Origin of the sequence: Flavobacterium sp. CYK-55, assembly GCF_018413465.1 — a bacterium.
In the GTDB taxonomy this organism is placed as follows: Bacteria; Bacteroidota; Bacteroidia; order Flavobacteriales; family Flavobacteriaceae; genus Flavobacterium.
In genome coordinates this window covers 335,118-360,972 of sequence record NZ_JAHCDK010000003.1, presented here as the reverse complement: position 1 = coordinate 360,972, position 25,855 = coordinate 335,118, and the positions used below count along the sequence as shown (strand labels likewise).

At 35.9% G+C, this 25,855-nt stretch carries 19 protein-coding genes; 10 read left to right on the top strand and 9 right to left on the bottom strand.

Annotated elements, in window-relative coordinates; all coding sequences use genetic code 11:
* Positions 1-10 precede the first annotated feature (10 nt).
* From KIH23_RS06175 to KIH23_RS06155, 5 genes are all read right to left on the bottom strand, one after another.
* Positions 11-1,117 carry a carboxylate-amine ligase gene (locus KIH23_RS06175; protein ID WP_213212072.1) on the bottom strand — a complete coding sequence of 369 codons (1,107 nt, stop codon included), beginning with the start codon at positions 1,115-1,117 and terminating at the stop codon, positions 11-13.
* Between the two features lie 125 nt (positions 1,118-1,242).
* Positions 1,243-2,190: a RimK family alpha-L-glutamate ligase gene (locus KIH23_RS06170; RefSeq protein ID WP_213212069.1), complete on the bottom strand. Its 948-nt coding sequence runs from the start codon at positions 2,188-2,190 to the stop codon at positions 1,243-1,245.
* 18 nt (positions 2,191-2,208) lie between these two features.
* The gene (locus tag KIH23_RS06165) at positions 2,209-2,922 is read right to left on the bottom strand and encodes an esterase family protein (RefSeq protein WP_213212067.1); all 714 of its coding nucleotides are present in this window, start codon (positions 2,920-2,922) and stop codon (positions 2,209-2,211) included.
* 249 nt (positions 2,923-3,171) lie between these two features.
* On the bottom strand, positions 3,172-3,579 hold the full coding sequence (locus KIH23_RS06160; RefSeq protein WP_213212065.1) for a glyoxalase: 408 nt from the start codon (positions 3,577-3,579) through the stop codon (positions 3,172-3,174).
* A gap of 75 nt (positions 3,580-3,654) precedes the next feature.
* A complete protein-coding gene (locus tag KIH23_RS06155) occupies positions 3,655-5,004 on the bottom strand; it encodes an OmpA family protein (protein WP_213212063.1) in 1,350 nt (449 codons plus the stop codon).
* 141 nt (positions 5,005-5,145) lie between these two features.
* Here KIH23_RS06155 and KIH23_RS06150 point away from each other — a divergent pair, with 141 nt between their 5' ends.
* Entirely contained in the window at positions 5,146-5,568 is a 423-nt protein-coding gene (locus KIH23_RS06150; RefSeq protein WP_213212061.1) for an NUDIX domain-containing protein, read from the top strand.
* Positions 5,565-5,957: an acyl-CoA thioesterase gene (locus KIH23_RS06145; RefSeq protein WP_213212060.1), complete on the top strand. Its 393-nt coding sequence runs from the start codon at positions 5,565-5,567 to the stop codon at positions 5,955-5,957. Before KIH23_RS06150 ends, KIH23_RS06145 begins: the two co-directional genes overlap by 4 nt.
* A 1-nt stretch (position 5,958) precedes the next feature.
* Here KIH23_RS06145 and KIH23_RS06140 read toward each other — a convergent pair whose 3' ends face one another.
* Both KIH23_RS06140 and KIH23_RS06135 read right to left on the bottom strand, forming a co-directional pair.
* The gene (locus tag KIH23_RS06140) at positions 5,959-7,215 is read right to left on the bottom strand and encodes a mechanosensitive ion channel family protein (protein ID WP_213212058.1); all 1,257 of its coding nucleotides are present in this window, start codon (positions 7,213-7,215) and stop codon (positions 5,959-5,961) included.
* Complete coding sequence (locus KIH23_RS06135; protein WP_213212056.1) at positions 7,208-7,483, bottom strand: DUF3817 domain-containing protein; 276 nt, start codon at positions 7,481-7,483, stop codon at positions 7,208-7,210. The genes KIH23_RS06140 and KIH23_RS06135 overlap by 8 nt, the downstream gene beginning before the upstream one ends.
* A gap of 95 nt (positions 7,484-7,578) precedes the next feature.
* Between KIH23_RS06135 and KIH23_RS06130 the strand changes: the two genes are divergently transcribed.
* The 7 genes from KIH23_RS06130 (at position 7,579) to KIH23_RS06100 (ending at position 19,907) form a co-directional block, all read left to right on the top strand.
* Positions 7,579-8,088: a DUF6155 family protein gene (locus KIH23_RS06130; RefSeq protein ID WP_213212049.1), complete on the top strand. Its 510-nt coding sequence runs from the start codon at positions 7,579-7,581 to the stop codon at positions 8,086-8,088.
* Positions 8,089-8,166: 78 nt separating this feature from the next.
* Positions 8,167-9,699, top strand: coding sequence for a DEAD/DEAH box helicase (locus KIH23_RS06125; protein ID WP_213212047.1), 1,533 nt, complete (start codon positions 8,167-8,169; stop codon positions 9,697-9,699).
* 240 nt (positions 9,700-9,939) lie between these two features.
* Positions 9,940-11,484, top strand: a complete 1,545-nt coding sequence (pelF, locus tag KIH23_RS06120; RefSeq protein WP_213212045.1) for a GT4 family glycosyltransferase PelF — start codon at positions 9,940-9,942, stop codon at positions 11,482-11,484.
* 53 nt (positions 11,485-11,537) lie between these two features.
* Entirely contained in the window at positions 11,538-13,151 is a 1,614-nt protein-coding gene (locus KIH23_RS06115; RefSeq protein WP_213212043.1) for a hypothetical protein, read from the top strand.
* Positions 13,152-13,206: 55 nt separating this feature from the next.
* Complete coding sequence (locus tag KIH23_RS06110; protein ID WP_213212041.1) at positions 13,207-13,947, top strand: endo alpha-1,4 polygalactosaminidase; 741 nt, start codon at positions 13,207-13,209, stop codon at positions 13,945-13,947.
* A 123-nt stretch (positions 13,948-14,070) separates the two neighbouring features.
* Positions 14,071-15,933, top strand: a complete 1,863-nt coding sequence (locus KIH23_RS06105; RefSeq protein ID WP_213212040.1) for a hypothetical protein — start codon at positions 14,071-14,073, stop codon at positions 15,931-15,933.
* A 29-nt stretch (positions 15,934-15,962) separates the two neighbouring features.
* Entirely contained in the window at positions 15,963-19,907 is a 3,945-nt protein-coding gene (locus KIH23_RS06100) for a DUF2194 domain-containing protein (protein ID WP_213212038.1), read from the top strand.
* Positions 19,908-19,956: 49 nt separating this feature from the next.
* Here KIH23_RS06100 and KIH23_RS06095 read toward each other — a convergent pair whose 3' ends face one another.
* Together KIH23_RS06095 and KIH23_RS06090 are read right to left on the bottom strand one after the other, a co-directional pair.
* Positions 19,957-21,600 carry a DUF4832 domain-containing protein gene (locus tag KIH23_RS06095; RefSeq protein WP_213212036.1) on the bottom strand — a complete coding sequence of 548 codons (1,644 nt, stop codon included), beginning with the start codon at positions 21,598-21,600 and terminating at the stop codon, positions 19,957-19,959.
* A 358-nt stretch (positions 21,601-21,958) separates the two neighbouring features.
* Positions 21,959-23,596: a DUF4832 domain-containing protein gene (locus KIH23_RS06090; RefSeq protein ID WP_213212034.1), complete on the bottom strand. Its 1,638-nt coding sequence runs from the start codon at positions 23,594-23,596 to the stop codon at positions 21,959-21,961.
* A gap of 348 nt (positions 23,597-23,944) precedes the next feature.
* On the opposite strand from KIH23_RS06090, the gene KIH23_RS06085 reads away from it, so the two are divergent.
* Entirely contained in the window at positions 23,945-25,855 is a 1,911-nt protein-coding gene (locus KIH23_RS06085) for a DUF294 nucleotidyltransferase-like domain-containing protein (RefSeq protein ID WP_213212032.1), read from the top strand.

Genomic DNA, 25,855 nt, shown 5'->3' with positions numbered 1-25,855 from the left:
GATTAAATCGTTATAAACCTTTAGTAAATTCTGAAGTAATAAAATCAACTACATCTCCCAACCTGCCTGTTTTTTCAAAAACCGCCAATTGCTTATCGGCGCCGGTTCCGTTTTGCATGATTTGATGTACGTAATTAATGTGTTCACGGCTACCCAATTCATCTACCACATCATCAATAAATTCTAGCAATTCGCCAATGAGCAATTTGGTTTCGACTTCTTTTTGTAATCCAAAATCAATCATTTGGCCTTCAATTCCGTAACGAGCTGCTCTGAATTTATTTTCTTTAATCAGCGCCAATCTATAAATATTGTAACTCATATTGTGTTGGGTGAGTCGGTGTAATTTGGCCACCACCGCTTGAATAATGGCTACAATACACATGGTTTCTTCAACGGTCAAACTCATGTCACAAATTCTAAACTCAATGGTATCGTAAAACGGATGCAAGCGCAAATCCCACCAAATCTTTTTCGGATTGTCAATGCAATTGGTCTTGACCAAAGTTTCAAGATATTTGTCATACGAGGCTACATGATCAAAATATTCCGGCAATCCGGTGCGTGGAAATTTATCAAAAACCTTGGTTCTAAATGATTTGTAACCGGTTTGACGGCCTTCCCAAAAAGGTGAATTGGTTGATAAAGCAAAAATATGCGGCAAAAAATAACACGCCTGGTTCATAAGTTGTAAGCCGATTTCGCGGTTTTCAATGCCCACATGACAATGCATCCCAAAAATCAAATTCGAGCGCGCAGCATCTTGCAATTCATTGACAATGTTGTGATAACGCGGATCATCAGTTATCGGTTGATCTTGCCAGCGCGAAAACGGATGTGTTCCGGCGCCGCCCACCACCAAATTTTGCTTCTCGGCGAGTTCGACAATTTTACTGCGCAAAAACCTAATTTCGCGGTCGGCTTCTTTGACGTTTTTGCAAATATTGGTGCCCACTTCTACCACCGATTGATGCATTTCGGCCTTGACTTGTTCGTTCAAAAAAACCTTAGCGCCATCGACAATTTTAGATAAATGCGAGCGCAAATCGCGGGTTTCCGGGTCAATAATTTGGTATTCTTCTTCAACACCGAGCGTGAATACTGGAAGCTTTTTCATGTGTATATTTTTTTGAAGCTTATCCGGCTATTCGCTTTATCTTTTAAACCTAGAAGGTTTCAAAAACCTCGTAGGTTCAAAAGGATGCCGCTACTATCCGGGCTAGGAAATTAGCTTGCGTTTGATTATTTCTGTTCGACTGAATTTTTGATAAAATCGCCCCAAGTCAGGTTCATTTTTCCGGCTTTGTGTTTTTTGGCCAAACCAATCGCCATTTTGGCTGAAGTTTCTACAACCCATTCAAAGTTTTCGGCACCTACTGAGGTCAGCTCTGCATCGGGCGCCGGATTGCCAAAATCAATCGCATACGGAATACCGTCGCGCACGGCAAACTCTACGGTATTAAAATCATAGCCCAAACCTTGGCACAAACGCAGCGTATAATCTTTAATGGTAGCCAAAAGTTTTTTATCGGTCACCGGATTATCTACCACATAACGCAAATGGTGCGGATTGCGCGGTTCATAAGGCATAATGCGCACGTCTTTTCGGCCCAAACAATATACTCTAAAATACGATTCAAAAACAATTTCTTCTTGTAGTAACATCACTAATTGACCGGTTTCGCGGTGTTTTTCCCAAAACTCTTCTTTGTTTTCAAGTCGGTATACATTTTTCCAACCACCGCCGGCATAAGGTTTCATATAAGCCGGAAATCCGACATAATTAAAAATGCCATCCCAATCGAGCGGATATTTGAGGTTTCTGAATGATTTTGCAGTGGTGTCAGTCGGATGTTCTGCCGAAGGTAAAATCACTGTTTTAGGCAGCGGAACCCCCAAAGTATCGGCCAAACAATTGTTGAAGAATTTATCGTCGGCGCTCCACCAAAACGGATTGTTGATGACATTGGTTCCGGTGAGTGCCATATTTTTTAAATAAGCTCTATAAAACGGAACGTCTTGCGAGATTCGGTCAATGATTACAGCGTATTCGCCGCCTTGGTTTTGAACCACTTTATCAATAGAAACGGCCTCAGCGATGATGCCTTTTTCATTTTTTGAATTTACCCGTTCAATAAAGGCTTGCGGATAAGTGTCTTCCATTCCGAATAATATTCCAATTTTCTTCATAATATGATTCTTTATAATTTAGAAAAATTTGATTCTTGATAAATAATGCGGAAACATTTCGCGCCAAACCGGCCAATCATGCTGACGTTCGGGCCTGATGTCTAACCAATGCGGAACATCGCGTGCCGCCAAAACTTTGCTGAGTGTTAAATTGGCATCAAAACAAATGTCCCAATTTGAGGTTCCGAGAATGATGTCCATGTTCCAAAGTTCGTGATCGTTGAGCCCATATAGATAATCTTCAGGGCTGTTGTAATACACGTTTTCATCGTGATAGCCTTCCATAAAACTCTTGATGTCAAAGGCGCCGCTCATGGAGAACATATGGCTCACATAACCCGGATGACGAAAGGCAAAGTTAGCAGCGTGATAACCGCCAAAACTGCAACCTGCCACGGCTACTTTTCCTGAATAAGTGTTGTTTTTAACACGCTCGACAATTTCATGGCAAATCATTTTGTCATACCAAGTGTGGTTTTGAATTCTGTGCGCCGGATGAATTTGTTTGTTGTAAAAACTGTCTTTATCTATGCTGTTGGGGCAAAAAATCTGAATCAGACCTTGTTCTATATACCAGCGCGCTGATTCAATCAAACCCTGGTCTTTGTTTTCGTGATAGCTGCCCATTGAAGTTGGAAATAAAATGACCGGATAACCCGCATGTCCAAAAACGAGCATTTCAATTTCGCGACTGAGATTCGGAGAATACCATTTGAAAAATTCTTCCTTCATATCAAATAAGGATTGTAATGACCAAGCAAAAGGTGAGTGATGACACCGCACAAACAAGTTTAATAAAAATATCCCACATATGCCATTTTTACTGCGGTTTACTTATATATTTATGATAATGGCTGATGTATTGTTTGTTATTTAGCAAAATATCAAAAAAGAGTTGTTTCTAAACGAGTCATTTGATAAAAACACAAACCGGCACCAGGTTTTGAGTGCTGCTTCAAGAGTTTTTCTTAGTATTGAGGTCTATTGAATTGCATTTAAAGGTTCAAATAACTGTATTTGATTTTTAAGTCTTTCCATCAGCATATTCATCATTCGTTTGTTGAGGGCTGATGAATTTTGAATATATGTGGCGTATTCTTCAGCAGTAAATAAACCAATCACTATTCCTTTGAGGGCGTTTCTGAATTTAATGTCTTTTTGGATGGAGTTTTCTATAAATTGTAGTTTCTTCTCAATAGAGAATGTATAAAAAACATTTTTGTGTTTGCTGATGTGGTTTCTAAAAACTTCGATAAATAAATTGTTTTGAAGTTTTAAAATAGGCCTGAGCGTTTGATTTTGAAAACGTTCGTCGGCAGACGAAGAGGGATTGATTTGACCTATTGAGTCACCTCGAAATTCTAACAAAAATGTGTCGCGCGTTTCCATTTTTGTTTTAAAATTAAAAAAAAACCTCCGTTGTTAGACGGAGGTTTTGGGTAGTTATTAATAATGTACTGTTAATTATTCGCGTACTCTGAAAGTTACTCTTCTGACCAATCTTCTGGCATCACCAGAATCAATAGCCACTGAACTATCTTCACCTTCACTAACTACGTGAAGTCTATCTGGGTTAATTCCAGCTTTAATGAGCGTATTTTTAACGGTATTAGCACGACCAATTGACAACTTGTCATTATATGTACTTTTGCCAATTTCATCAGCATGACCAATAATGTTGATGCTTGCTGATGGATTGTTTCTTAGGAATGTCAACATGAAATCAATTCCTTCTGTAGATACATTGGTAGGCGTGGTTTTGTTAGAATCAAAGTAAGTAGTAACATATCCTTCATTGATCAAACGTTTCACCATATCAGCATTGGCTGTTTCAATGGTTTCCCGAACATTTGATTTATCCACATAATTATCGGTCATGTATTTTTCAAGTTCATCCGGAACCCCGTTTTTGTTCACATCAACCATACGACCTTTGGTATCAACAGCCACTCCAGAAATAGAGTTGTTTTCTACATCAAGGTAATCAGGAACGCCGTCTTTGTCACTGTCATTCATCATTGTTTCTAGTTCACCAATGCGTTTGTCAAGTTCTTCTACTTGTTTGAGTTTTCCTTCATCGATAACAGCCCAATCTCCGTGAATATTATCTTTTCCGAATGAATAAGTAATACCCAAAGAAGCCATAACCATTTGACCTGATAAGTTGTTTTTCTGGTCAGATACGTGACCATCCCAAGTAAAGTGTTGTCTGAAATTAGTTAGAGTGCTAAAATCTCCAATGATTGAAAACTTCTTTGAAATTCTGAGCTCAGGAGAGATACCAAACATTGCTCCTAAATTGAGTTCAGATTTGTTGTAGTAACTTGTAGGATCTCCGGGTTCTTCCAGTTTAGGAGTTGCTCTTGAGGCTTGGAGTCCTGCGTGAATTAATATACTAAGTCTACCTAATTCTTGTTGAATATTAAACAATCTAGAGGCGTTGACAACCCCCTGAAGTCCAAAGCGGTATTGTTGTAATTTAAAATCTTTACTGGCTGTCGATTTATTGTTGGTTAAATAATCTGAGCTGACATCAGCTTTCAAACCAAATCTAGCACTAAACATGTAACGAACACCAAGGCTAAATGAATTGGCACGAATAGAACCAAATAATTGATCAGGATTACTTGAATAATAACCGTCTGTGAATGGGCGTGTACCTTTACTTTGACCTGCTGTGAACTCAAGTGTCCATTTGTTGTAATCTTTTGCTAAACCTGTATCATTTGCTTCTTTAGCATCATCTTTTTTTTGCGAATAACCCGCAGTAATAGCTAATAATGCAAATGATAACAATAGTAAACGGTGTTTCATAGTTTTGAATTTAACTTCGTATAGAGCGTTTTAACACTTAAGTTGCAAATATAATAGTTTAGATTTAATATTCAATCATTTGACAAATAAAAGCTATACACTATTTTTACACAATCTTTCAACTATTAAAACCTAGTTATTATGCGGGTTTCAAATATTTTCTTAACTGTAGATATTGTTTTGTTCAAAGCAACTTCAGAGGTAACGTTTGTATTGCTTATTCAACGAAAAAATGAGCCTTGTAAACTCTGCTGGGCGCTTCCGGGTGGTTTTGTTGATGAGAATGAAAATCCTGATACTGCCGCTGCTCGGGAATTGTTTGAAGAAACGAGTATTAAAGCCACTTTGCAGCAACTACAAGTTTTTGGGAAGCCAAACCGCGACCCGCGCGGGCATGTAGTTTCAGTTGCCTACATTGGTTGGGTTGATAATTCTGTTCTGGCTTTGGCTGCTGACGATGCCTTGAACGCTTGTTGGTTTAATGTCTCAGACTTGCCTCAGCTGGCTTTTGATCATGAGGAGATAATTAAATTTGCTATGAAAAAACAAATATCTGTATTATGAGATTTCACACGAGAAAATGGGTAAAACCCGAAGATTTAAACCCGAATGCCACTTTGTTTGGTGGCAGATTATTGGCGTGGATTGACGAAGAAATTGCGCTTTATTCAGTAGTTCAGCTAGAAAATTCTAGAGTAGTCACAAAGCACATGTCTGAAATTAATTTTCGCAGCTCGGCTAGGCAAGGAGATATTGTTGAAATTGGTATTGATGTAGTTAAATTCGGCACAAGTTCGTTGACTTTAAGATGTGAAGTCAGAAATATGCGTACTTGGGAAACTATCATTACGATTGATGCCATCACCATGGTGAGTTTAGGCGATGATGGAAAACCCAAACCACACGGAAAAACAAAAGTTGAATATGTTAGAGAAAGGCTAGGAGATCGATAAGCTAATTTTGAATTTCTTTACCAGTTGAAAGCTCAAAAATTTCTAAATCAAAATAGCCGATTGAAGCTATGATGTGATCAAAAATGTCGGCCATAATATACTCGTAGTTTTCAAATTTTTTATCTTTTGTAAAAGTGTAAATTTCTAAAGGTATACCTTGAGCTGTTGGTTGTAATTGTCTGCAAAGCAGAATCATATCTTTATTTAAACTCGGATAATTTTCTAAGTAACTGGTGATGTACTTTCTAAACAAACCAAAGTTGGTTAAGTTGCGACCATTGATGGGTAATGTTTTGTCGATTTTGTGTGAAAGGTTATATCGATCAATTTCGGTTTGTCGGGTTTCAATGTATTGACTTACAAGTTGAATTTTTTTTAGGTTTTGCAACTCATCGGGGCTTAAAAAACGGATGCTTTTGGCTCTGATAAGAATGTGTCTTTTGATGCGCCTTCCATCAGAATTAAGCATGCCGCGCCAGTTTCTGAAAGAATCTGAAATTAAACTATATGTTGGAATTGTAGTGGTTGTATAATCAAAGTTGCGCACTTTTACCGTTGCTAAATTAATCTCAATAACATCACCGTCTGCTCCGTATTTGTCAAAAGTAATCCAATCACCAATGCGAACCATATCATTCAACGAAACTTGTACGCTGGCCACAAAACCAAGAATCGTATCGCGAAAAATCAAAATCACAATTGCAGAAACGGCTCCTAAAGTTGTAAGCAAGGTCTGAGCTTTTATGCCAAATAATTCATAAATAATCATTGTGATTCCAATGACCCAAAGAATAATCATTATGACCTGAATATAGCTGTCAATAGGTTTATCGCTGTATTTGGGCTTGAGCTTTAAATAATCGCGTAAAGCGTTAAAAATCGTCCGTACAATCCATAGAATCAATAGGATAATGTATATGCCGACTAGTTTTCCGAAGACCGTTTCCCAATAAACAAAATCATTCAGGATCACCGGGACTGACTTATAAATAAACAAAAGCGGAATCAGATGCGCTATGTACTTTGTTGTTTTGTTGCTGATGAGTAAATCATCAAAACGAGTGTTGGTTTTTTTGGCTACAACTGCCATAACAGTAACCAACAAAAATCTAAAAATGAAGTAAATATTATACGCCAGAAAGCACAGTATAGCAATGTTAATCGCTAAACTCATGTATGATGCTATGGTATCTCCAAGATTCCATTTCCGCAAAAGAGGATAACACCAGCCGTATATAAACTCCAACGTTTTATGCATTTTTCAGGTATTTTTTCTCAATATAAAATGTTCCGAACGGAACCACCGAGGCCAAACAAATAATAGCAAAGATTTTGTTGCTCCATTTTTCTTCAGATTTACAAAAAATCGCTAAGCCAATGTATGCAATAAAAAGTAAGCCATGTGCCATTCCGATAACACGAACATATTGTGGTTGTTCCAGAATATACTTCATTGGCATAGCAAAAAATAAGAGAAGCAACAGGGAAAGCCCCTCGAAAAAAGCAATTTTTTTGAATAAATTCATCTTAAAATAGGTTTGATTAAATGGTTAGGCAAAATTAAATAAACCAACCGATTAAAATAAAATCCCGTGTATTTTTGTCGTATAATTTTTTATAGATGAGTAAACGCGAGTTAAAAAAATATTTGGAACAACTGTCGAATGAGCATCTTCAAGAGCAAATCATTGAACTATATGAGAAATTCCCATTGGTAAAAGTTTATTATGATTTTGTTTTTAAACCCAATGAAGATAAATTGATAGATGAAGCCAAAGCTAAAATTCTCAATGAATATTTCCCGACCAAACGCCGAAAACCCAAAACCAGACGATCAATAGCGCAAAAAAGCATAAAACACTTTATAAATTTAGGTATGGATGCTTTTTTATTATCTGATTTGATGTTGTTTAATCTTGAAGTAATGCTCAAATATTCAAAACAAAAACCGCAAACCTCGGATGCTTTTTATAAAAGTTTTCTCAGTTCGTTTGGGCAACTTATAACCTATCTTACCGAAAATGGATTAACTGCAAATTATCGAGATAGAGTAGAAGCTGCTGTCCTAGAAATTTCAAGGCAAAACTGGCCAAATTTGTTTGCTTTTGAACTAATCATGGAACGACTTTAAAAATTTTCAACAAACCCCAAAAAAAATCTTTAACAAGTCTTTTTTAGGTGTACTTTTGCAAAATTATTCAAAACTGATATGACGCTGCGCGCCACCGAACTCCTTGTTGAAGACGAGCCTAAGGAACTTTATGAGTACCAAAGAGGTGATATTGACGCTATTTTTCAGCGAATTGATCACGCGCCACACAACCATCATTTGTTGTATCAGTTGCCCACAGGCGGAGGAAAAACAGTTATTTTTTCTGAAATTGTACGTCGTTATTTAGCCAAGCACAACAAGAAAGTTTTAGTGCTCACGCATAGAATTGAGCTGTGTAAGCAAACTTCGCAGATGCTCAAAGGTTTTGGTGTGACCAACAAAATCATCAACAGCAAGGTTAAAGATTTGCCAGATCAAAATGATTTTGACTGTTTTGTAGCAATGGTTGAAACGCTCAAGAATCGCATTAACGACAAAAAGTTTCATTTAGACAATATTGGATTGATGATTATTGATGAAGCGCACTACAATTCGTTTAGAAAGTTGTTGCGTTTTTTTGACAATTCATTCATTCTCGGTGTTACTGCTACACCATTGAGTTCCAACATTAAATTGCCAATGTATGAAAATTATCATGAACTTATAGTTGGTGATACTATTGCGTCCTTAGTCGAAAAAGGCTTTTTGGCCAAAGCAACTACGTATAGTTATGAGGTTGGTTTGACTTCACTTAAAGTAGGAATCAATGGCGATTATACCGTAAAATCATCAGATGATTTGTATTCAAATATGGTGATGCAAGAAAAGTTGTTGCATGCTTACACCGAAAAATCATTAGGCAAGAAAACATTGATTTTCAATAACGGAATCAACACATCATTATACGTTTACGATACTTTTTTAGCAGCTGGAATTGATATTAGGCATTTGGATAACACAACCGGACCAGATGAACGGCGTGATATATTGGAGTGGTTTAAAAAAACACCCAATGCAGTACTCACTTCTGTTGGGATTCTGACCACCGGATTTGATGAACCTACTGTTGAAAGTATTATTCTTAATCGCGCAACCAAATCATTAACACTTTATTTTCAGATGATTGGTCGTGGATCAAGAAAACTGCAAAACAAAGATGAATTTACAGTTATCGATTTGGGGAATAATGCTGCAAGATTTGGTCTTTGGAGTGATCCGGTTAATTGGCAGCATATCTTTAAAGCGCCTGAGTTATACCTTGAGAGCTTGCGAGATGATGCTGAAATTGAACATAATTTCAGATATCAAATGCCTCCAGAACTCCGAGCCAAGTTTGCTAAAACGGCCGTGATAGACTTTGATGTTGAAGAAGAACACAAAAAAGCAATTGCAGCCAATTTGCGTTCAAAAGTGGTCATCGAAAAATCATTAGAACAACATGCGCTCATGTGTGTTGAAAATACAACAGATATCAACTCAGCCCGCATATTGGCTAAATTGTTAGGTGATGATATTGAATCGCGCATGAGAAAATATGCCAGCTGCTTAAGTCATTGCAGTAAAAACTATAAAGAATGGCTTATTGAAGACTACAAGCAAAAACTCAGTTTGCTCATTGGTAAAAAGTTTAGAGAACTTAATTTCGATTAGTCTAAAAATGAATTTCAACTCGATGAAATACATTATTTTACCGATATATTCAACGTTTTTTTTTAACAAGAATTCTGTTAAAGAACAAAAAGTGCATTTCATCGACTTTATGAGTGTTTATAACTGATTTAGAGGGTATTTTTTTTTTATTAGACTCATTGAAAATATCTTTGTCAATGAATCAATATGTTAAAACATTTTGTATTCAAAAACCCCACCCCCAGCTTAAACCGACATATTATGAAGAACAAGTACGATGTAATGCTCATTTTAGAAGGCACCTATCCGTTTAATGGCGGAGGCGTTTCTACATGGGCGCACATGCTGTGTAATCAGGTTCGCAACGTGAATTATACATTGTATTCAATCAATGCAGATTTTGAACAGAAATCAAAATATGTTTTGAGTGAAAACGTCAAGGATGTTATTCAAGTTCCGATGTGGTCTCCGTTAGAGCCTCAGGAATTGTTGAGCTATGGAAGTAAAAAATACTACAAAGCCGTCAACAGAAAAGAACAGGAAGACGACCAGGCTATTGCCGATGAATTTATTCCGATCTTTGAAAGATTGTTGGCACATATTTACAATGCCGATGCTGATATTGAAGAAATTGACGACACTATCTTTGATATGTGGCAATTTTTTCAAAACCACGATTACAAAAAAACCATGCGTAGTCAGGCGGTTTGGAATTGTTTCTGCAAAACAGTTTCTGAAGTGATTCGCAAGGACAATCACTACGAAGCCACTTTATATGATTTCACTGTGGGTATGCGTTGGATTTATCGATTCATGTTACCCATATCAATTGATGTTCCCAAAGTTGACATTTCGCATTTAACGCTTTCGGGTTTTCCGGTTATTCCTGCGCTAGTTTTGAAATACAAATACGGAACGCCAATTATGGCTACTGAACACGGTGTTTTTATTCGCGAGCGATTGATTGCAATCAATTCATCGGAATATTCATTTTTCTTAAAGAACTTGTTGATTCGCTTTTCAGAATGCATTACTAAATTAGTTTATTACAAAGCTGATATTATTCTGTCGGTAAATAAGTTTAACATGATTTGGGAGAAAAAATACGGAGCACATCCCAACAAAATAGATGTAATTTACAACGGTATTGATGCTGATTTGTTTGTTCCTAGCCCGAAACCAGTTGCCCTTGAAGGTGTTCCAACCGTAGTAGCAGCAGCACGTATCTTTGAGCTTAAAGATGTGATCACCATGATTAAATCATGTGAAGTAGCCAAACGATCGATTCCAAACGTTCGTTATTTGGTATACGGTGATAACAACGCTGTTCCGGAATACACCAAAGAATGTCGTGACTTGATCAAAAAATTAGGTTTAGAAGACAATTTCTTTTTGGCCGGATACCACGATAAACCACACCAGTTGTTTTGTGAAGGAGATATTTCTATCTTGACCTCGATTTCTGAAGGGTTTCCGTATACAGTTCTTGAATCAATGAGTTGTGGAATCCCCGTGGTTGCTACTGATGTAGGCGGAGTAACAGAAGCTCTTGACGAAAGTTGCGGTTTTATTTGCAAACCAAAAGATTACGAATCCATCGGAATAAGCGTAGTCACTCTGCTACAAGATGAAGCTTTGAGAAAGAAAATGGGAGCAGCGGCAAGAAAAAAAGTGTTGGATAATTTTACAATTGATAAATTCATTAAAGAGTACGAGGTTGCTTATGATTTTGTGATGAACAAAAAAGCACATGAGCCAATTTATCTCAATACTCACTTAGAACAAGAGGCTATGGAAGCATCCTAAGAACAACAATATAGTTTTTTAGTAACTTAACCAAAATAGATCCCCAATCTACAATGGAACATCATTACAGAAACATCAAATCCTTAATCGAGCAGACTAAGGATAAAGTTGGCAAGCCCGTTAGTAGTCAGGTTGTCGAAGCCACGATTGAGTCGTTGGGTATTCGCGAAAAGGATACTATGGATGACTATGGTTTTAATTCAATCAAGGATTTAGCCGACTTAGTATTTTACGAGCTCAACAATGACCCATATTATATTGGCTCTAAAAATGCCAAAGAAATTGAGGTCGAGGCTACTCAGCCCAAAATAATCCAACTCAAAGATTACTTCAAGCTCAAAACTAAAATTTTTGCACAGTATTATTCACTAGGGATTTTTCACCTATTGCCGGTACTCATGCAAATTGCGGCCATTATTTTATTTGGCTATTCACTTTGGACTTTTGTCGGATTCAACGAAATACAATCAACAGCAGTAGTTTTGGGAGTAATTGTAGGGCTCATATCAACTGGTGGATTTGTTCAAGTTATTGGAAAACAAGCCTCATTTTATTGGAACTATCAAGATTATAAGATGACCAATAAAACCATCAATTATTTGCACAAAGTTGGTATGCTGTCTATTTTCTTTGTCTTGACCGCGATTTTCTTGGTTAATTTTTTCTTCCATATTTATCCGTACGAGGTTCTTTTTATTGTATTTGCCTATGCTTTTTTTGTAGGGATGTTACTTTTGATGCTCGCGCCTTTACACACCATCAAACAAAGATGGATGATTACTTTTGCTATTTTTTGCGGAACTGCGGTTGCAATTTTTCTCAAAGAAACTACACAGTTGATGATCTTTTTTACCCATTGGATTGGTATTGGTGTAGCAATATTAATCACCAAAATATTTCTGGTTCTGTACTTTAAAAAACTGACCAAAAACAAAAAATCAATTACTGGAGATAAAATAAAAGTACCGGTTTTGTTGTACCATAATTATCAATATTTCTTTTACGGAATTTTTGTTTATGTTTTTATTTTTATCGACCGTATTTTAGCATGGTCATCCGGAATTAATGGCAATTTGCCTTTTCTGATTTATTTTGAAAAGAATTATGAACTAGGTATGGACTTGGCTATTTTGGTGTTTTTACTTTTGGCCGGTGTTATGGAATACGGCATAGCATCTTTTACTCGCTTTATTGATATTGGCCAAAAAATTACCGATCATAAAACCCCGGAAGATTTCAACAACCAAATCAAAAAGATGTATTGGCAACAGATTTTGATTCTTTTTGTTAGTAGTGCTTTGGCTTTTGTGCTTATATACTATATCATTAATGCCTCGTGGGGTTTTGAGGGTCAGTTCAAAGAAACTTTGGTTAGATTAAGTATTAAAGTATGCGTTATTGGCGGAGCAGGCTATGTTTTGTTGGCATGGGGAATGCTCAATTCATTGTATTTGTTTACCTTGGGCCAAGCAAAACGACCTTTGCAAGCCATTGTGTATGCCTGCTTATTCAATATTGTTTTGGGGTTTTTCCTGAGTCGTTTTTGGTCATATGAATACAGTGTGCTTGGAATGTTTTGTGGCGCTGCTGTATTTGTAGCCATCACACTTAAGGCTATGACTGAATATTTTAAAAACCTGGATTATCATTATTATGCGGCATATTAAGTACTTACTTTTTATCATTCCGTTGATATTTATCTTCAATTCATTCAGAAAAGATATGCGAAAAGACAGCGTACTGGTTTGTTACGGAAAACTAAATCCTGAAACAATCAAAGGTTACAAATACCTTATTGTTGAATCAAAGCATTATTTTCCGAGTAATATCAGGGTTTTTAAATCGCAGAATGAAAAGGTATTTGCCTATATTAGTTTAGGTGAAGTCAATGAAAATGCTCCGCATTACGACGAGCTCAAAAAGCTAACTCTAGGAAAGAACAAGATTTGGAACAGTCACTATCTTGATTTGAGTAAGAAAAAAACCATTGAAACGCTTATGCTTATTGTAGATGAGATTTTTGAAAAAGGCTATGACGGTTTGTTCTTAGACAATTTTGATAATTATACCATTCATGGTCCTCAAAAAGAACAAAAAGCCGGAATTATAGAGCTGATGAAACTCATTAAGGAAAAATATCCTAAAAAGATGTTTATTCAAAATGCCGGTTTAGAATTATTGCCAGACAGTAATTCGTTTGTTGATGCAGTAGCAGTTGAATCTGTGGCAACCGACTACGATTTTAAAACCAAACAATACAAATTAAAAAAGCAAGAAGCTTTTGAAAAATATTTGGGTGAGCTTGACAAAATTCATCAATCTTTTAAAATACCAGTGATTATTATAGAATATGCCGATACAGAGAATCTGGTTTCTGAAGTTAAAGATCGTTTAGTTCAAACTAAGCATTATTATTTTATCGGAAATATTGATTTACAAACCTTACCCAAATTTAAAAAGTAACACAATATGATGATGTTTCTCACCAGTTCGATCTTGATGGGTTTTATAAGGCTTTGCTTTATATTACTCTTCTTGTTCTATCTGAATCGAAAATTCGTTAGTGTTTCCAAGCACGTTCATTTCATGGATTTTATCGTGCTCAATTGGTTTCGATACGCCGCCATGCTCATCATTACTTTATTCGTTTTGGTCGAGGTAAGCGCTTATAATTTGTTTAATTGTTTCTTCATTTTTACCCTGATTTTAGGAATTGATATGATCGGAATTGAAAATCTTAAAACACCACGTGTCTATTTTAGAGAGCATATCAAAACAGGGTTACTTACTTTTTTGCGCAACGTTGAGAACGAAAAATCATTTTGGTTTTGGTTTAGCGTTAACCGAAACAAGAAAAAGAAAGACAGCAACATGCTCATTTTAATGATCACCATTGTATTGGGAATCACCACATTCTTGAGTAGATATTACTTTATTATTTATGATAATTATTCGTTGTCAGACGCTTGGATTAATGACTTAAACCACTTAATTCAGTTTGACAATCAATATTGGTTTACTTTTGAGTTAAATACTGATGCCGAACTTATTTTGGCTAATTTCTACGGAAAAATTACAGATGTCAGTCCAACAATAGCTTTACAAGTTATTGCTATTCTTGAATCTACTTTGCTGGCCATTGTGATTTTTTGGGTAATCAATAAGCTCACACCTTCAAAGTTTATCGCGCCTTCAGTAGCAGCTTTGTTCTTTAGCTTGGTTTATGTACTCACACCACTTAATGTATATTTTTTACTCAAAGCCAACCCAACTTTTATGGCTTTGACCTTTGCCTTACCTGCCTTTGTAATGTACCTTAACCCAAATGTACTTCGTGCAAATAAATGGAATTACTTTATGGCTTTTATGGCAGTTTTTATTGCTATTGGCTTGACCGATTTGTTTACGCTTTGTGTACTCATTCCTCCATTTTTAATCATTGCATTTTTCTTCACTAAAATCAAAAGTAAGCGCCACAATTTGATAGCTATCGGAGCCTATATTATGGCATTGCTTTCACTCGGTGCGGTGTATCAATATGCCTGTTATTATCAGCGAATTGAATTAGTTGATTATTTGCAAACAAATTTACTCTCGGTAAGTTCATATACCTATGTGCCTCAGCTTATTGTTCCATATAGTGAGATCATCAGAATAGCACAATGGAGTACAGTTTTCGGATTAGTTTTAGTTCTATTACTGGTTTTGATTAAGAAAGACAATTGGCGTGCAACTCTGGCTTTTTATGCCTATTTCAACTTCTTGATTGCCTTAACTTTTGTTAAGAGTGAATGGTTGGATATTGATATGCTCAACAATTCGCTTTCGGTTTTTATCCCGATTATTATTGGTTTAAACCTTGCCGTTTTGATGCGCATATTTAATCTGATTTTTGAACGATTCGAAAAATACAGCCCGTTGACCGTTGCGGTAATTTATGGATTGATGTTGTATGCAGCAGTGTTTTATCAGCAAAAAGGAATCAATGCGTTAACCGTGTCTGACCAAACTCCGAAACAAATTCTGAATGCTTACGATAAAATTTCTCAGACTTTTTTCAATCATTCATATTGTGTTGTTAATGACCCTTCGGCACAGGTAATCAGTAACAATTCGCATTTCTTTATGAACTATGATTTTTTTGTCAAAGATTATCCGAGCATAGATTCCATCAATACAAAAAACAAAAAAGATCCCATGTTTTTGGTCAGAAACCCTGAATATTCATTAGCCAAAAGCGTATTGGTTTTTGTACTCAGTGCGGATTGTATTGATGAAAAAAATGTCTTTGCCGAAAATAAACAATACCAAAACTTATTGATAAACAATATCAAATTGCTTCGCCGACGCGGAAGAACTGTGAATTTATTTTACAAAAGCAGAATCTTAAAAGTATATGAGATTGTCAATGAACCGAGACAAAGTAAAATTTCAGATTTAATTTTTTAAGCATGAAGTTAGTATGTAAACCTATATTAATGCGATACCTTTTATTGGTCTTTCTTGCACTGAGTTTTCTTGGCTGTGAAGGAATAGAAGATTGGTCTGAATTGCAAAAGATTGATTTATTCAACAACAAAGACGGACAAGAAAAAGGAAGCGGATTTAAACGCTACACAAAGCCAAGTTTGAGTGCCAGACCGGTGATACAGTCAATTTATGATCCGACAATGAAGTATAGTGTTTTATATAATTCTGAAGTTCGTAAAGCTTGTGATTATACCAAAATGCCTTTTTACTGTATACCTGTTGACAGCTGGAATGCCAGTCCTAAAATTGCTGCGACTACTCGTGTTATCATGTTATACAATACCAAAAAACTAAGCGATGCATCTATTCCGAAGTTACTTGATTTTGTGAGTGCCGGAGGTACATTATTTATACCTTTTGCTGATGAAGATCGGCGCATGGCTTATCTTCTGGGATTCAAGCCTGAAGCAGAATATGCAACAGATACCAAAGCGACCGGTTTTTATTTCAACAGCCCTATGTTGCCCGGTATGAAAGACAGAACCTATGCCAATAAGATGAAGTTGTTTGGTTTTGCAGCGCAGAATTTTTCAAGTAAAATAAAAGTTTTGGCCACTGCCATGAACAATCCAAAATATCCGGCAATAATAGAAAACTCTATTGGTGCCGGACGCGTTTTGTTTTTAAATACATCAGGTGATTTTGGTAAAATTGATCGCGGATTTTTGTTTGCAGGAGTATTGCGTGGGCTAGAGGGAATTCCGTATCCGATAGCCAATACAGCAACCATTTTCTTAGACGATTTTCCGGCACCGCAATACGATATCAAAGCCGAACCGGTTAAATCAGAAATGGATATGACAACAGCAGATTTTGTTTCTAAAATTTGGTGGCCTGATATGCGTGATTTAGGTAAAGAATACAAAATTCCTTACGCTGCGATGCTTACGTTTGACTACCGCAACAAAATTGTTCCTCCATTCACGCTTGATCAATGGAATTCCCGAAAAATAAAAACCAAAGAAAAATCAGAACCGTTGCCGGATTGGTTGGTTAATGATGTTAAAAAGAATGGGCATGAACTTGCTTTTCACGGTTATAACCACGTATCGCTCACCAAACATTTATGGAGAAATACCAAGTTTATTCCTACTGCCATGAATACGGTTAAGAAAAAATGGGAGCTTAGTGATTACGGGAAATTACCGGCAACCTATGTTCCGCCTTCAAATGAGATTGATGCCATGGGCGTTAAGACGCTCAAAGACGCCATGCCCTCTATAAAATATATGTGCAGCTTGTTTTTAGGACAAAAAGATGAAGGCGGAGACAGAGAGTTTGATTACGATCCATACGACAAACGCATGTTTGATTATCCGCGTATTTCAAGTGGGTTTTATTTTAGCGATACTGAGCGATATGCCATACATTCGATGTATTTATTTACCGGAATTTGGACCCATTTTGTACATCCGGACGATATTTATCAAATTCCTGCAACGGCTGATAAAAGGGCCGGTGGTTACAGTTTGCGCAACGGGTTAAATTTGGGATGGAGAAAGTCAAAAAACTCTGACAAAGCTATGTTTCCAGAGTTTAAAGTTTTTATGAAACAAATGACTAGTTTTTATCCGCAAATGCGCTTTGTAAATGGCGAAGTTGGTGGCGACATTGTTATGAATTGGCGCGCATCAAGATTTAGTCATGAAATCGAAAAAGGTTTTTACACGGTAAAACAAATCGGAGCTGGGAATCAAGACAAGGAATATTGGTTCATTTTTGTGAGCAACGAAAATGCTGATAAAATTGAAGGAAGTCTCAGAAGTCAATCGGTTTTGTACGGTAAAACACCGCTCATGGATGGTTGGTTGATTTCGGTTTATTCAAATAAATCTAAATTGACTTTACCGGATTTGTTGTATCGAAAACCAAAGGAAAGAACCAAAATAGCGGCTATCATGAATGCTATACGCGCTGATTTTGCACAGTATAAACTTGATGTCAAAAACTTTGCGTCAGGGTCATTTTATGCTGAATTGGCCGAGAAAAAACACAAGGATGAAATGGCAGCATTAAAAAACAAAATGTTGACCACGCCAGAAATTGATCCGATTGTTTGGAACAAGTATATGACTTATCTATCTTGGGATGATAAAGCTTTGGATATCTGGAAAATGTATGAAGAGCATGTGGCTAAATATCCATCCAAAAACAACGTAATGTATTCAAAAGAGTTAGATAAACAACTCGGATACAAAACCGATGTTGATAAAGAACGTTGGATGAGTGAGCAAATGAAAGTGTCACCTGAAGATAAATCTTTAATCAAAAATTATATCGTTAATTTTGATAGCGAAGAATATAATTTAAAAATAAAAGAAGCGCGCAAATCATTGTATAAGCTTGAGCCAACTCCACAGAACTACAAAGATTACATTAAACATTTATTGCAATTCAATCCGGACGAGGCATATAATGAACTAAAAGATAAAAAAGCCTTAGCAGAATGGAGTGATATAGCAACTCAGATTACTTGGTTATTTGCCGATAACGGTAACTATGAGAAAGCTATTGAATGGTCAGACTACAGCAATGAAATTGATTTTGTTCAAAAGATGAACTGGTATATTGAATCAGGTAAATCAAAAGAAATTGAGCCCTTGTATAAAGAATACATTGCTAAGCATCCTGAAGATGAAATTGCTTCTATTTTAATGGCTAATATTTATCATGAACAAGGCCGATTCAAAGATTCGTGGGTGTTGGCTAATTCATTGCATGACAGTTTTGAAAAAGAAGAACTTAGAAAGGTGCTCAATCGCGATGTTTTGTTTGAAAAAGCCAACTTGCAACAAGATTTGATTGCTCATCATGCAGCTCTGTTTTATCCTGATGTGCTCAAGAAATTAACCAAAGAAATAAGATTGGCTCATGGTAACTTCATCGATTTTAAAACATCGCTTGAAACCAATCAAAAAAATCCTCAAATTCAGAAAAATCTATTCAGTTATAATTTTTACAACCAGAAAAATCAAATTCACAGTGTAGGTATAACTTATTCTAAATACTACAAACTTGATTTTACTGATCGTGTCTACGAAGATAATTTTGATAATTATTTAGTTGGTATGGAGTATAAATTTACCACCGCACAGCGTGAATCTAAGCCGCAGTACTGGGCAAGAGGACGATTTGAGATTGATAAATTTGCCAGAGCATATCCGCAAGGAAGCATTGGTTTTAATCAAGCAAAAGACAAGCAATATCGTTCTGCTGAATTGAGTGCTTTACCGGTTGAAACTGCCGGTGGATTAAACCAAAAGATGTATCAAATTCATTTGATTGCCTATCAAGATATGTATATACTCAAACACTTTAATGTATCGTTTGCCTTTGAAGGACATTATTACACGGATGGCTTGTTGAGCAGAGATACCATTGGCCCGGTGATTAATCCTGAGCGTCATTTTATTCAAAGTGCAATGAGTAAATCTCTGCGGCAAATCAGAACACCTTTGCCTGATGGCAGTACAAGAGTTGATGAGTATGATCAATCTTATAATTTAGCTTTAACTACTCGTGTTTTGTGGGATAATGGCGAACCGAAAAAATCAAAACTTTTACCTTTCTTAGAGTCACAAGTTTCTTATGGCTCTCGTGATATGTCGTTGGGATATCCGTATTGGATGGTAAAAAACAGACTTTATGGTGGAGGAGGTCTTGGTTGGGAATACAAAACTGATACATTCCAGTCAAGAATTGAAGGTGGTTATTTCTTTGACAGTTTTGCTTCACATTTTGCTAGATTCAGCTCATCGGCATCATATCAGTTATTTGATTATACCGCATTGACTTTAGGTTTTGAAATATTTGAACAATCAAAATTTTACTCAAACAATATTCAATTCGGAATTAAGCACAACTTTAAGCCTAAATACAAAAAGGTTCGATAATAAAAAAGGGATTGTCTGATGATAATCCCTTTTTTTGGTTGGTGTAGGTTTAATGTCTGATAATGATTTTTCTGGTATCGTGATAATTCCCTAGGGCAAGGTCAATAAAATACATACCATCACTCAGATTTGCGGTGCTAAACTTTTGTATACCGGTTTGTGCCGAAAAAGATTCAAGATTTATTTTTTGACCTAATGCATTATAAAAGGTAATCTGATAATCTTCAAGCTGATCCATTTCAACAGTTAAAAACTCCGAAGCCGGATTTGGATATAGGGTAACATTTAATTTTGAAAAATCAGCGTTTGCTAATACAGCAGGACTAATATTAAGAGTAAAATTTAAATTATTAAAACCTGTTGTTGATTCCCACATGTTGTTATTGGCAAATCGAATAGCATATTCAGATCGTGAGGCCAGAGTAGGAGCACTATCGGGTAAACTCAAATACAACTTATAAGTGCCAGCGATAATATTTGAGGGTAAAGTTAGATTTTCAGAAATTGAAATCTCGTTTGGCCCCAACCACAGTCTAGGATCAGAACTTAATCGAATAGAGTAGGTAGTGTTGGTGGTTGTATTTTTTAAAATAAGATAAGCTTTTCGTTCATTAAAAGGTGCAGCATACCCCAGATTTTTTAGTTTTAGTGTAATAGGTAAAGAATTCCCAAGGTTAACTGCTTGTGGAAAAATACCTGAAATTAATTGAAATCTATAACCCAGATTTTTTTCGATCTCACTATAGCAATTTTGTGCAATAAACTCATCGATAACATCAGTATTGTAATCAGCATTTAAAAATGACCAGTGAAATTTTTTCATTTCGGAAATAGCTGTAGTACAATCTGTGCGCGGTGAGTTGAGTAAACAAGTTTCTCCACCCATTGGAGTGTATCTGGTATCTAATTCAAGATAAGGATATTCAACAGCTACATCATCATATGTACCATAATCAGTATCAGTAGCCAAGAAGCAATCGTTGTGGTGTCCGAGTCGAGCCAAAACTGAGCCCGCCAGCATGTGGTAATTAGCTACAGGATTTGTTGAATAGGCAGTCATTTTAAAAGCTGGATATCGCAGCTGAACAGCTCTGTTTGTTGGAATAGCATTGAGCAATGATGTGATAATGTCTTTGCGGTGCTGAATATTTGTTGAGGTTAAATCAGTGTGATTGTAGCCATAGCCTCCAAATTCGGCTTGACTGGTTGCGTACCATTCGCCCCAAGCGCCAATAAATCCGGCTTGAACGAGAGCAATAATATCTGAGTTGTTTTGTAGTAATGGCGCGAGTTGTCCGATATGAGTTTGAATCATTTGTTTGGTAGCATCACGTGGCTCTATACTATCATCATTTGAGTAAACAAATCTTATAATGCATTTTAAACCAGCATTTCTGATTTTATTAAAATCATTTTGAACATTGGTTAAGTAGCTCTCAGATATAGGCGAGTATAAAAAATCACGTAATCTGAACTCTCTGTGAATTAAAGTTATGTTGTTTGAAGTTCTAAAGCTTGTAATAAAACTTTGATCTAACGGATTGTATGCGCCGGTGTGTGCAGACGAATATCTGTAAAAACCTCTTTCAGGATTAGGAAAAACCGCATCGGATGCAATGTAATTTACAGTTGCATTTTGAGCGCTCATTGTCATGCAAAACAATAAGCCCAGAAAACTAAGTTTATTTTTCATAATGTTTGCAGGTTTAATTAAACCATTGTTTGGGTAAATGATTTAAATGATCGATGCAAACATAAAATAAGTTTAAATACAAAAAACATCGATGAAATCATATTGATGTCATATTTCATCGATGAATTGCTTAAATACTATGTTTTTGTAAGAATTATTCCTTTTAAATTAGTGTTTTTAACATAAAACACACATTTTTAGACAGCAAAAAAGTTTTTAACATTCTGCTTTTGAGCTGTTTATAACTTCAGCAAGGACTGTTTTTACATTGACAAAACAAGTTGTCTGAGTTTGTAGAGTAGTAGTAGTGTTAGCATAATTAGGATAAGTTTATGGTTAAAAATAGATTAGGGTAAGGTTAATGTTTGACGATGATTTTTCGAGTATCTCGATTTCCGTCCTTTATAAATTCAATAAAATACAACCCGTTGTCAATGTTGCTTACATCTATTGAAACAATGTTTGAATCTATTGACTTAGCTGTTTTGATTGATTGCCCAAGTGAATTATATAGATTTATCTCATAATCTTGGATGCCTTCAAAGTCAATGTTGATGATATTTTGTGCTGGAACCGGATAAATGCTCATATCAATTCTTTCATGCGTCGAAACTGATAAGGCATTGGTAATGTTAAGGGTATAATTTAGGTTATTGTATCCGGTGGTGTTTTCCCAAGTGTTTTCATTAGCTAAACGAATGGCATATTCTGGTCTTGTTGATAATGCGGTGTCTGCATCAGGTATACTTAAGTATAATTTATAACTTCCGTTGGTAATATTGGCCGGAAGATTAAGATTTTCAGAAATAGTTATTTGATTTGGACCAAGCCATTTTCTAGGATCGGTAGCCATAGGTATTGAATAGATTTGATTTGTAGTTTGATTTTTGAGGATCAAGTAAACTGTTCTTTGATTGTATGGAGTTGCATAACCTTGATTGGTTATTTTTAAAGTTACCGGAACAGTACTCCCAATAGTTGCCGATTGAGGAAAAGTTGCACTGTTAAGCTCAAATCTATAGCCAAGTTTTTTTTGAATATCAGCAAAGCAGTTGTTGGTTGTAAAACCATCAATCACTCCAGGAAAATAATCAATATTTAAGAATGACCAGTGAAATTTAGCCATCTCGTACATGGCTGTTGAGCAATCGGATCTTGGTGAGTTGAGTTTACACGTTTCACCACCCATAGGAACGAATTTAGTGTCTTGTTCTAAATAAGGATATTGTTGACTTACATTTTCATAAGTTCCGTAATCAGTAGCACTCGCTAAAAAGCAATCGTTGTGATGACCAATTCTAGCTAAATTGGTTTGTGAGAAAGCCTGGCTATCATTTAATGCTGATTGTGAATATGAACCTTGCTTGAATGAAGGGTATCTTACCTGAACCATTCTATTAGCAGGAAGTGCTGTCAGAATTGCATTCAAGATATCTTTTCTGTGGTTGTTATTTCCGGTAGTCAAATCAGTTTGATTATAACCCCAGCCGCCAAATTCCGGCTGACTAGTGTAATACCATTCGCCCCAAACGCCAATAAATCCGGCCTGCATAACGCTGATGACATCTGCATTGGCTTGAAGGATTGGTCGTAATTGTTGAATGTGTGCTAAAATTTGTGCTTTTGAGGCATCTTTTTGCGGAGCATCTTCATCAGAAGTATATGCAAATCGAATAACACACTTCAGACCTGCATTTCTAATTTTATTAAAATCACTTTGAACGTTAGCCAAAAAAGCATCAGATATCGGAGCATTTAAGAATTCCTCCATATAGAAATATCTGAATATTAAAGTAATGTTATTGTTTAAGCGATAATTGGTTAAAGTTGTTTGGTTCAGACTGTTATACGAACCTGAATGGGTTGCTGTATATCTGTAGAAACCTCTTTCTGGGTTTGAAAAAACAGCTGTCGACGGCGTGTAACTTACCGTATTTGTTTGCGCACTTCCAAAAATCCATAGAAGCAATACCAATAGAGATGTAAACTTCTTCATAAGTTAGTAGGTTAAGATTTATATAGCTTTTTGAGGCATCTTGAATGTTGGGGTTCATCAGATGCGTTACAAATATATCGACGAAAAGCAATTATTATCGATTAACGGTTAAAAATTAACTATTTTATCGATGAAATGCAGTAATATCATGAAAATGTAAGATATAACACACGTTTTAGTTGTTGTTTTCGAATAATCTATTTAAATTATAATTTATATTATGTAAAATAAAAAAACAAAGAACAAAACCTTTCAACAATCTGGAAAAGATATTCACATTCTATCAGGTCATACACTCTTAACCTCTTGAGGTTTATTATTTTTGTTGATGTTTTAACCATTATATGAATGAATGCTATTATTGACCGAATTGCAAGTTTTCTAAAGAATTATCCGCCATTTAATTATTTGTCGGCTGACGAACTAAAAATTGTTGCATCTAGTATTCATGTGATTAATTTAGAAAAAGACAAAACTCTTTTTAAAATTGATGATGTTTTACATGATAGTTTTTACACGGTAGCTTCGGGTATCATTAATTTATCAGTTATTGCTGATGCTGAAGAAACTTTTCTTAATAAATGTGTTTCTGGCGATGTATTTGGCTTGCGTCCTTTTTTTGCAAAAAACAATTACATGATGACAGCAAAAGCTCGTGAAGAATGTGTAATTTTTGCTATCCCCATAGCCGTTTTTAGACCATTTGTTGCCCAAAACGCCGATGTTTTAAACTTCTTGCTCGAGAGTTTTGCAACCAATTCTAATAATCCCTGCGATCAAAATAAAGGCAAGTTGTTATCTGATAATGTTATATTTCAAGGTCAACAGCCTGAAATACAGTATTTTCAATCTTTTTCATACAATAAGACACCACTTAAAACATCAGCCACAGCTTTTATCAAAGATGTAGCTCAACTCATGACCGATAATTTGGTCAATAGTGTTATCGTTTCTGAAAAAAATATCCCTATCGGAATCGTTACTGATACTGATATGCGTTCAAAAGTAGCCACGGGTAGATTTTCTTTTAGTGCTACTATTGATAAAATTATGTCATCGCCTGTATTAACAGTTCCTGAAAATGTGTCTTTGGCTGAAGCTCAATTGCTCATGCTACAAGGCAATGTTACGCATCTTTGTGTCACTCAAGACGGAACTGATAAATCTGAAATTAAAGGTGTTATAGCCGAGCACGATCTTATTGTAGCTCAAGCAAGTAATCCAGGTGTTTTAATTAAAGAGATAAAAAGATCTCAAGATGCAAAAGATCTCAAAAGGGTGCGCGCAAAACTCACCGAAATGATCCAAACTTCTTTGAATAAGAACATTCCACTAGCACACATCAACAACATAACCGGTGAAATTAATTTAGCTATTATTAAACGGTCAGTTGAATTATCAATTCTTGAAATCGGTTCCTCTCCTGCCCGTTTTGCTCTGTTGTCTATTGGCAGTCAAGGACGAAAAGAGCAATTACTGTTAACAGATCAAGATCATATTATTGTTTTTGAAGATGTTGCACCAGACAAATATCGAGATGTAAAAGATTACTTTTTGAAATTGTCAAAAAAAGTAGTCAGTATTCTTGAAAAAGTGGGTTATAGTCCTTGTCCGAATGGTCATATTTCAAGTAATATTTTATGGTGTAAATCATTGACAGATTGGATCAAGCAGTATGAAAATTGGATGAATACACCAGGCGAAATCAGCAATGAAATCAGCAGTATTTTTTTTGATTATGAGATTGCTTACGGAGAGCCTAAAATTGAAGAAGCCATTACCGAAGTCATTTTTAACAATGTTCGCAAAAAGAAGCTTTTCTTTGATTATTTAGGGAATGATGCCTTGCGCAAGCCTTCAGCACTCACTTTTTTTAAGAAATTTGCTTTGGAAGAAGATGGCCCGAATAAAGATAAATTTGATATAAAAACCCGCGGTTTGATGCCTCTAATTGATGGTGCGCGTTTATTTACGATGAGTTTACACATCAAAGGAATCAATAATACCTATTTAAGATTCAAGCAATTAGCGATGATTGATTCTAAAAACGCTGAAATATTTCTAAATTGTGCTGAAGCCTTTCAAGCTTTGTCCAAGATTAGAGTTACTGAAGGGATGAAGAATGATGATTCAGGACAGTATATAAATATTGAACAATTATCGAAAAACGATCGCGAAGTGCTTAAGAATGCCCTTTTACCAATGCGCGACCTTGAAGAATTAATCAAAGATTCATTTCAACTGACTCAATTCTCATAA